Below are 7,998 nucleotides of genomic sequence, written 5' to 3'. Positions count from 1 at the left end.
GTCTGGCGCCTGGTGCGCGGCGAGGAGCCCGTGCTGGCCATCCACCTGCCCAGCCCCCGCTGCCCCGTGGGACGCAGCATCCAGGACGGTCTCACGCAGGTCGACGCCGAGGTCGCGCGAGCCACCGAGGCGACCCTCGCACGCACGACTGTCGCCGACCTCGTCCCCCGCTGAGTGTGACGTTTCGGCCCCGATCCGCCGCGGATCGGGGTCGAAACGTCACCCTCGGCGGGGTGGGGGAGGGGGGCGGTGGCCCGCTCGCAGGCTCAGGCCCGCAAGGAGGAGGTCGAGCCCGGCGCGGAACTGGGCGGCGTCGTCGTGGTCGGCGAACACGTCGACGATGGTGTGCAGGAACGGCCACTCGTCGGGGTCGAGCTCGCGCCACTCGGCCACGGTCCGGGCCAGGTAGTCCGAGCGCGTGGTGCTGCCGTCGACGACCTCCTCGGGCGGCTGCTGGCCGAGGTCGGCCGCGATGCCGATGACGTAGCCGACGACGGCCGACGCGGCGTTGAACGTCTCGAGCGGGTCCAGGCCCAGGCGGAGCACGTGCTGGCCGACCCGCTCGTAGTAGCGCAGCGAGTTGGGCTGCGACCCGGTGTTGCGCATGAAGTAGGCGCCCAGCCACGGACGGTCGGCCACCGCGTCGAACAGGGCGATCGCGGTGCGCCGCAGGTCGTCGACCGGGTCGCCGTCGACGTAGCCTTCCGTGGCGTCCAGGACGCCCTCGAGGACGAAGTCGGCGGCGCGCTCGAGCAGCTCGTCCTTGCCGGAGACGTACCAGTAGATGCTGCCCACGCCGCCGCCCAGTCGTGCGGCGAGGGCGCGGAACGTGAGCGCGGGCTCGCCCGCCTCGTCGAGGAGCCCGACCGCCTCGGTCAGGACCGACTCCATCGAGTGGGTGGTCCGGCTGCGCGGGGGCGGCTGGCGTCGCGGCGGGCCGGGTGGGCGCGGGGGGCGCGGCTGGCGGGGCGCGCCGGCAGCGGGTCGTCGGGGACTCACTCTTGCATCCTATCGAACCATGTTCTATCGTCTCGAACAGCGTTCGATGGTCGAACGCTGTTCGAGACTTCCGGAGGTGGCTCATGACGACCACGACCACGACTCCGACGACCCGCACCTACCCCTCGCTGCGCGCCGCCTGGATCCCCCTCACCGCCCTCTGCCTCGCATTCTTCGTCGAGATGGTCGACAACACGCTGCTGTCGATCGCGCTGCCCACCATCGGCCGCGACCTGCACGGCACCACGACGTCGCTGCAGTGGGTCACCGGCGCCTACGCCCTGACCTTCGGCGGCCTCATGCTGACCGCCGGCTCGGTGGCCGACCGCTTCGGTCGCCGCAGGGTGCTCCTCGTCGGCCTGGCCGCGTTCGGCACCATCAGCCTGGGCGCGCTGCTCGTCGGCTCGACGGCCGAGCTCATCGCCCTGCGCGCCGCGCTCGGGCTCTGCGCCGCCGCGATGGCGCCCATCACCAACTCGCTCGTCTTCCGCCTCTTCGACGACGAGGCGCTGCGACGTCGCGCGTTCCCGATCATGATGATGGTCGGCATGGCGGGCTTCGTGCTCGGACCCGTGCTCGGCGGCACGGCGCTGGAGCACGTGGGCTGGGAGTGGCTGCTCGCCGTGAACGCCCCGATCGCGCTGGTGGCCTGGATCGGCGTGCGCGTCGGTGTCGCCGCGGACCACGCCGACGACCTCACCGACGACGCGCTGGACCTGCCCGGAGCGGCGCTCAGCGTCGCCGCCATCGGCCTCGGCGCGTACGCCCTCACCAGCGGCGTCGAGCGCGGCTGGCTGTCGGCCGTCACGCTCGCCTGCGTGCTCGGCTCGGTGGCTTCCGCGGTCCTCTTCGTCCGCCACGAGCGCCGCACCGCGTCGCCCATGCTCGACCTGGACGTCTTCAGGCGCGGCACCGTCCGCGGGGCGACGATCGCGCAGCTCGGCACGTCCGTCGCGATGACCGGCGTGATGTTCTCGCTCGTCCTGCACTTCCAGTACGCCTACGGCTGGAGCCCCGTCCGCGCCGGCCTGGCGAGCCTGCCGATGATCGTCACGATGCTGCTCTCGAACCCGCTGACGGAGTCGATGGTCTCGCGCCTCGGGCACCGCGTCGCCTGCCTGGTCGGTGCGGGTCTGCTCGCCGTCGGCCTGGTCACGATGGCGTACGCGGTCGAGCACGGGTACCCCGCGATCGTCGTCGCGATGGTCGTCATGGTCGTCGGCCTGCGCACCGTCATGATGACCTGCGCGGTCGCGCTGATCGGCGCGATGCCCGGCAACCGGACGTCGCTCGGGGCAGCCCTGAACGACACGGCCCAGGAGCTCGGCACCAGCGTCGGCACGGCGCTCGTGGGCACGTTGCTCGCCACGCTCGTGGTGCAGGTGCTGCCGACCGGGGCCTGGACGCCGGACCTCGTCGCCTCGTTCTTCCACGGCGAGCGGATCGTCTTCCTCGTGCTCGCGGTCGTGTCCGGGTCGATCGCCGCCTACGGCGCGAGCACCCTGACCGACTCCCGCGACACCGAGGAGGCCTGACGTCAGGGCGTGATGACCCGGACCGCGACGGGGACCAGCTGCGTGCCGGTCTGCCAGAGGTGCCGGGCGTCGCGCGTGTAGCGCACCCGGAGGCCGCGCAGCTCTACGTCGCCCCGCGCGCGGGGGGTGACGCGCACGAGCAACGACTCGTCCGGGCGGGTGCGGGTCCCGGCCTTCGCGGGCCGCGCGGTCGAGCAGATCGCGGTGAGGTCGCCGGCGGTCGACACCTCGACCGAGGCGTCGCCGTCGAGCCGGCCGCAGAGCAGCACCTGCACGTCGGCCCGCGTGGTGCCCGCGGGCAGGTCCGGCTCGACCGACCGCAGGGTCAGGCCCGGCGGGACGCTCGGCACGACCACGACGTCGACCGTGCTGTCGACGGCCGCGCGCTGCGCCACCCGCTCGGCGTCGCCAGGCAGGGCCGTGGGCTGGGTCCACCACGACACGGCGAGTGCCAGGACGGTCACGACCACGAGACCGAGGACGGCGATGCGGCGGTGGTCCGAGAGCACGTCCCGACCATCTCACGGTCAGCGGGGTGGGGAGGGTTCAGGTGGGGAGGCGCAGGAGGAAGAGGTCCATCACCCAGCCGGCCTCGGCCTTTGCGGCCGCACGCGCTGCCGCGATCGCGTCGGCCACGTCGGCCACCCGGCCCGCGACGAGCCGCTCCGACGGCGCCCCCAGGTTCGCGCCCCACCAGACCTGCCAGTCGTCGAGGCCCGACAGGTCGGTGCCCGACGTCAGGAACACGACGACGTTGCGCTGCCCCTGCTCCACCGCCTCGCGCAGACGGCGCTCCGTCGTCACGTGCACGGGCTGCCCGACCTCGTGCAGCACCACCCGGTGCCGGGCGGCGAGCAGCTGCAGTGCCGAGATGCCCGGCAGCACCGACCAGTCGACCGCGACCGCGCTCCGCGCGAGCACCCGCTCCACCACCCGGATGGTCGAGTCGTAGAACGCCGGGTCGCCCCACACGAGCACCACGACGTCGCCGTCGGGGTGCTCCAGGAGCGCCTGCTCCCACGCCTGCGCCCGCGCCTCGTGCCAGTCGCCGACGACGCCCTCGTACCCCGACGTGGTCGACGTCGACGCGGCCGACCGGTCACGCTCGGGGTCGACGACCTCCACGACCCGCAGGCGGGGTGCGTGGTGGGCCAGGAGGTCCCGACGCACCGCGGCGAGCGGGTCCCCCGTCCGCTTCACCGTCACCAGAGCCACCGACGCCGACTGCAGCGCGTGGACCGCCTCCAGCGTCAGGTGGTCGGGATGGCCGAGGCCGATCCCGACCAGGGTCAAGCGCCGCCGGGTCACGTGTGCCGGTCCTCCAGGTCGCCCTCGAGGTCGAGGTACACCTGCTGCATGGCCGCGACGACCTCCGGGTCGGGCTCGGCCCACAGGCCACGCTCGGCCGCCTCGCCGAGCCGCTCGACGATGCCGCGCAGCGCCCACGGGTTCGACGTGCGCATGAACTCCTGGTTGGTCTCGTCGAGGACGTACTCGGTGGCGAGCTTCTCGTACATCCAGTCGTGCACGACGCCCGCGGTCGCGTCGAAGCCGAACAGGTAGTCGACGGTGGCCGCCAGCTCGAACGCGCCCTTGTAGCCGTGGCGCTGCATGGCCGAGATCCAGCGCGGGTTGACCACGCGGGCACGGAAGACGCGCGTCGTCTCCTCCTGCAGCGTGCGGGTGCGCACCGCGTCGGGCGTGGTCGAGTCGCCGACGTAGGCCTTCGGCTCGGCGCCGGTGAGCGCACGGACCGTCGCGACCATGCCGCCGTGGTACTGGAAGTAGTCGTCGGAGTCGGCGATGTCGTGCTCGCGGGTGTCGATGTTCTTCGCCGCCACCGCGATGCGCCGGTAGTTGGCGCGCATGTCCTCCGCCGCCGGACGGCCGTCGAGGTCGCGGCCGTAGGCGAAGCCGCCCCACGCCGTGTACACCTCGGCGAGGTCGTCGTCGGTCTTCCAGTTGCCGGCCTCGATGACCTGCAGGATGCCCGCGCCGTAGGAGCCCGGCTTGGACCCGTAGATGCGGGTGGTGGCTCGACGCCGGTCGCCGTGCTCGGCGAGGTCGGCCTCGGTGTGCGCGCGCACGTAGTTCTGCTCCAGGGGCTCGTCGAGCTCGGCCACCTGGCGGATGGCGTCGTCGAGGATGCCGATGACGTGCGGGAACGCGTCGCGGAAGAAGCCGGAGATGCGGACGGTGACGTCGATGCGCGGGCGGCCGAGCTCCTCCAGCGGCACGACGCGCAGGCCGTTGACGCGCCGCGAGGCCGGGTCCCACTCGGGCTCGACGCCGATGAGCGCCAGCACCTCGGCGACGTCGTCGCCCGACGTGCGCATGGCCGAGGTGCCCCACACCGACAGGCCGACGGAGCGCGGGTACTCGCCGGTGTCGGACAGGTGCTTCTCGAGCAGGGAGTCGGCCATCGCGCGCCCGGTCTCCCAGGCGAGGCGCGACGGCACCGCCTTCGGGTCGACGGTGTAGAAGTTGCGGCCCGTGGGCAGCACGTTGACGAGTCCGCGCAGCGGCGAGCCCGACGGGCCGGCGGGGATGAAGCCGCCCTCGAGCGCGTGCAGCACGTGGTCGAGCTCGTCGGTGGTCTGCGCGAGGCGCGGCACGACCTGCTCGGCGGCGAAGCGCAGCACGTCGCGGACCACCGGGTCGTCGTGCAGGCCCTCGACGGCGGCGGTGTCCCAACCGGCGTCCTCCATGCCCTGCACGAGGGCGCGGGCCTGCTCCTCGACGGCGTCGATCCGCTGCAGCGACTCGCGGTCCTGCTCGTCGTCGGTGTCGCCCTTGAGCCCCAGCGCGGCGCGGAGTCCCGGCACGGCACCGGTCTCGCCGCCCCAGATCTGCGCGGCGCGCAGGATCGAGAGCACGAGGTTCACGCGCGCCTCGCCGCCCGGCGCCTGGCCCAGCACGTGCAGACCGTCGCGGATCTGGGCGTCCTTGATCTCGCAGAGCCAGCCGTCGACGTGGAAGATGAAGTCGTCGAAGCCCTCGTCGTCGGGCTGGTCGTCGAGGCCGAGGTCGCGGTGCATCTCGGCGGCCCGCATGTGGGTCCAGATCTGCTCGCGGATGGCGGGCAGCTTGGCCGGGTCCATCGCGCCGATGTTGGCGTACTCGTCGAGCAGCTGCTCGAGCTTGGCGATGTCGCCGTAGCTCTCGGCACGCGCCATCGGCGGGATGAGGTGGTCGACGATCGTGGCGTGCGCGCGACGCTTGGCCTGCGCGCCCTCGCCCGGGTCGTTGACGAGGAACGGGTAGATCAGCGGCAGGTTGCCGATGGCGGCGTCGGTGCCGCAGGCCGCCGACAGCGCGGCGTTCTTGCCGGGCAGCCACTCCATCGAGCCGTGCTTGCCCAGGTGCACGACGGCGTGCGCCCCGAACTCCTCTTCGACCCAGCGGTAGGCGGCGAGGTAGTGGTGCGACGGCGCCATGTCGGGGTCGTGGTAGATCGCGACGGGGTTCTCGCCGTACCCGCGGGGCGGCTGGATCATCAGCACGACGTTCCCGGCGCGGATGGTGGCGAGCACGATCTCCCGCTCGCCGTTCACGAAGAGCTTGCCGGGCGCGGGACCCCACGCCTCGAGCATCGCGTCGCGCAGGTCGGGGTGGAACCGCTCGAACCACTCGGTGTAGCGGCCGGCCGGGATGCGCACGTGGCTCTCGGTGAGCTGCGTGTGGGTGAGCCACTCCTCGTCCTGGCCGCCGGCGTCGATGAGCGCGTGGATGAGGGCGTCACCGGCCTCGGTGAGGTCGTCGTGCTCGAGGCCGGGGATCTCGCCCGGGGCGCCGAGGTCGTAGCCGGCGTCGCGCATGGCACGTAGCAGACGGATGGTGGAGGCGGGGGTGTCGAGGCCGACCGCGTTGCCGACCCGGCTGTGCTTCGTGGGGTACGCCGACAGCATGAGCACGACCTTGCGCTCGGCCGGCGGCGTGTGGCGCAGGCGGGCGTGGGCGGCGGCGATGCCGGCCACGCGGGCGCTGCGCTCGGGGTCGGCGACGTAGCGCGGCAGCCCGTCCTCGTCGACCTCCTTGAACGAGAAGGGTGCGGTGATGATGCGCCCGTCGAACTCGGGGATGGCGATCTGGTTGGCGGAGTCCAGCGGCGAGACGCCGTCGTCGGAGGCCTCCCACTCGGCGCGGCTCGACGTCAGGCTGAGGCCCTGGAGGATCGGGATGTCGAGGGCCTTGAGCCGCGCGACGTCCCACGACTCGTCGTCGCCGCCGGCGCTGACGGTGCCGGGCTTGGTGCCACCGGCCGCGAGCACGGTGACGATCAGCGCGTCGAGGTTCGCCATCTCCTCGAAGAGCGCGTCGGGCGCGGCGCGCAGCGACGAGCTGAAGATCGGGACGCCGACGGCGTCGCCCGTGGCGTCGACGGCGTCGGCCAGGGCGTGCGCGAAGCCGCTGTTGCCGCTCGCCTCGTGGGCGCGGTAGTAGAGGACGCCGATGCGGGCCTTGCCCGCGTTCTCCGCGGCGTCGGCGCCCTGCGGGCGGGGCGCCAGGCCCCACTCCGGGAGGACCTTCGGCGGCTCGAAGCCCTCGCCCGTCAGCAGGACGGTGTCGGAGAGGAAGGCGTGCAGCTGGGCGAGGTTCTCCGGCCCGCCCTCCGCGAGGTACACGTGGGCGTCGGCGCACACGCCGATCGGCACGGTCGACTGCTCCATCAGCTCCGCGCTGGGCGACTGCTCGCCACCGAGCACGACCATCGGCTTCCCAGTGGCGCGGATCCGCGCGAAGCCGGAGCACAGGTCCTGCGGGGAGCCGAGGATGCGGGCGACGACGAGGTCGGCCGCCTCGATCGCGGCCGCCATGTCCTGGTGACCCGGCTTGGCCGGGTTGGCGTAGACGTAGTCGGCGCCGCTGGCGCGGGCCGAGAGCAGGTCGGTGTCGGACGTCGAGAGCAGCGCGATGCGGGTCATCGGGGTTCCTCCTCGGGGTTCTCGCCCCGTGCGGCGGGAGTCGCCGCGAAGGGTGTCTGGCTGTACCTGCTCGCAGGCGTCACAGTGGCGGAACCGCGCCGGACTCGCACCGGCTTCCCCGACCCGCGGCGACGGGTCCCGGCCAGCCTAGTCGGCCGAGCGCCCGAACCCCCTATCGGTGGATCACCAACCCCAGGACGCTCCCTGCGGTGGATGATCCACCGATCGCCGGGATCGTCGTCACGGAGGTTGCTGATCCACCGATGGGGGGCTGCGGTGGGAGGGGGTCAGGCGAGGACGCAGTCGCCGCAGGTGCCGCCGCCGGGGATCCGGTAGAAGAGGCAGCAGGAGCGGCGCCGGAACGGCAGGTCGGGCTCCCCCGTGCCCACGAGGTAGGGGTGCGCGAGTGCCCGGGCGCCGACCTCGAGCGCGCGGTCGGCGACGTCGGGGCGGGCGAGCGTGGCCATGCGCAGCGCCCCGAACACGGCCGAGGCCGCGTTGCCCGCCAGCACCTGCTCCGAGACCGAGTGCTCCGTGCG

6 protein-coding genes and 1 riboswitch are annotated in these 7,998 nt (G+C 73.2%); of the genes, 1 reads left to right on the top strand and 5 read right to left on the bottom strand.

The window, feature by feature from the left end; all coding sequences use genetic code 11:
* Positions 1-219: 219 nt before the first annotated feature.
* On the bottom strand, positions 220-891 hold the full coding sequence (locus A6Q79_RS10240; RefSeq protein WP_289017174.1) for a TetR/AcrR family transcriptional regulator: 672 nt from the start codon (positions 889-891) through the stop codon (positions 220-222).
* 191 nt (positions 892-1,082) lie between these two features.
* Here A6Q79_RS10240 and A6Q79_RS10235 point away from each other — a divergent pair, with 191 nt between their 5' ends.
* Complete coding sequence (locus A6Q79_RS10235) at positions 1,083-2,534, top strand: MFS transporter (protein WP_286690621.1); 1,452 nt, start codon at positions 1,083-1,085, stop codon at positions 2,532-2,534.
* 2 nt (positions 2,535-2,536) lie between these two features.
* Here A6Q79_RS10235 and A6Q79_RS10230 read toward each other — a convergent pair whose 3' ends face one another.
* From A6Q79_RS10230 to A6Q79_RS10215, 4 genes are all read right to left on the bottom strand, one after another.
* Positions 2,537-3,043 carry a hypothetical protein gene (locus A6Q79_RS10230; protein ID WP_067860260.1) on the bottom strand — a complete coding sequence of 169 codons (507 nt, stop codon included), beginning with the start codon at positions 3,041-3,043 and terminating at the stop codon, positions 2,537-2,539.
* 37 nt (positions 3,044-3,080) lie between these two features.
* Positions 3,081-3,842: a precorrin-6A synthase (deacetylating) gene (cobF, locus tag A6Q79_RS10225; protein ID WP_286690620.1), complete on the bottom strand. Its 762-nt coding sequence runs from the start codon at positions 3,840-3,842 to the stop codon at positions 3,081-3,083.
* A complete protein-coding gene (cobN, locus tag A6Q79_RS10220) occupies positions 3,839-7,459 on the bottom strand; it encodes a cobaltochelatase subunit CobN (protein ID WP_286690619.1) in 3,621 nt (1,206 codons plus the stop codon). Before cobN ends, cobF begins: the two co-directional genes overlap by 4 nt.
* Positions 7,460-7,509: 50 nt before the next feature.
* A riboswitch (cobalamin riboswitch) is annotated at positions 7,510-7,579 on the bottom strand.
* Positions 7,580-7,746: 167 nt separating this feature from the next.
* Positions 7,747-7,998: (2Fe-2S)-binding protein (locus tag A6Q79_RS10215; protein WP_317698082.1), on the bottom strand; the 252-nt coding region annotated here is incomplete at its 5' end.

The sequence above is a fragment of the Aeromicrobium sp. REDSEA-S32_B7 genome (genome assembly GCF_001626145.1).
Lineage (GTDB): Bacteria > Actinomycetota > Actinomycetes > Propionibacteriales > Nocardioidaceae > Aeromicrobium > Aeromicrobium erythreum.
This window is presented reverse-complemented; position numbering and strand designations above follow the sequence as displayed.

Bases quoted from the DNA above. Each gene is read 5' to 3' on its own strand.
- A6Q79_RS10235 (WP_286690621.1), top strand. From the start codon at position 1,083: ATGACGACCACGACCACGACTCCGACGACCCGCACCTACCCCTCGCTG.
- cobN (WP_286690619.1), bottom strand. From the start codon at position 7,459: ATGACCCGCATCGCGCTGCTCTCGACGTCCGACACCGACCTGCTCTCG.
- A6Q79_RS10240 (WP_289017174.1), bottom strand. From the start codon at position 891: ATGGAGTCGGTCCTGACCGAGGCGGTCGGGCTCCTCGACGAGGCGGGC.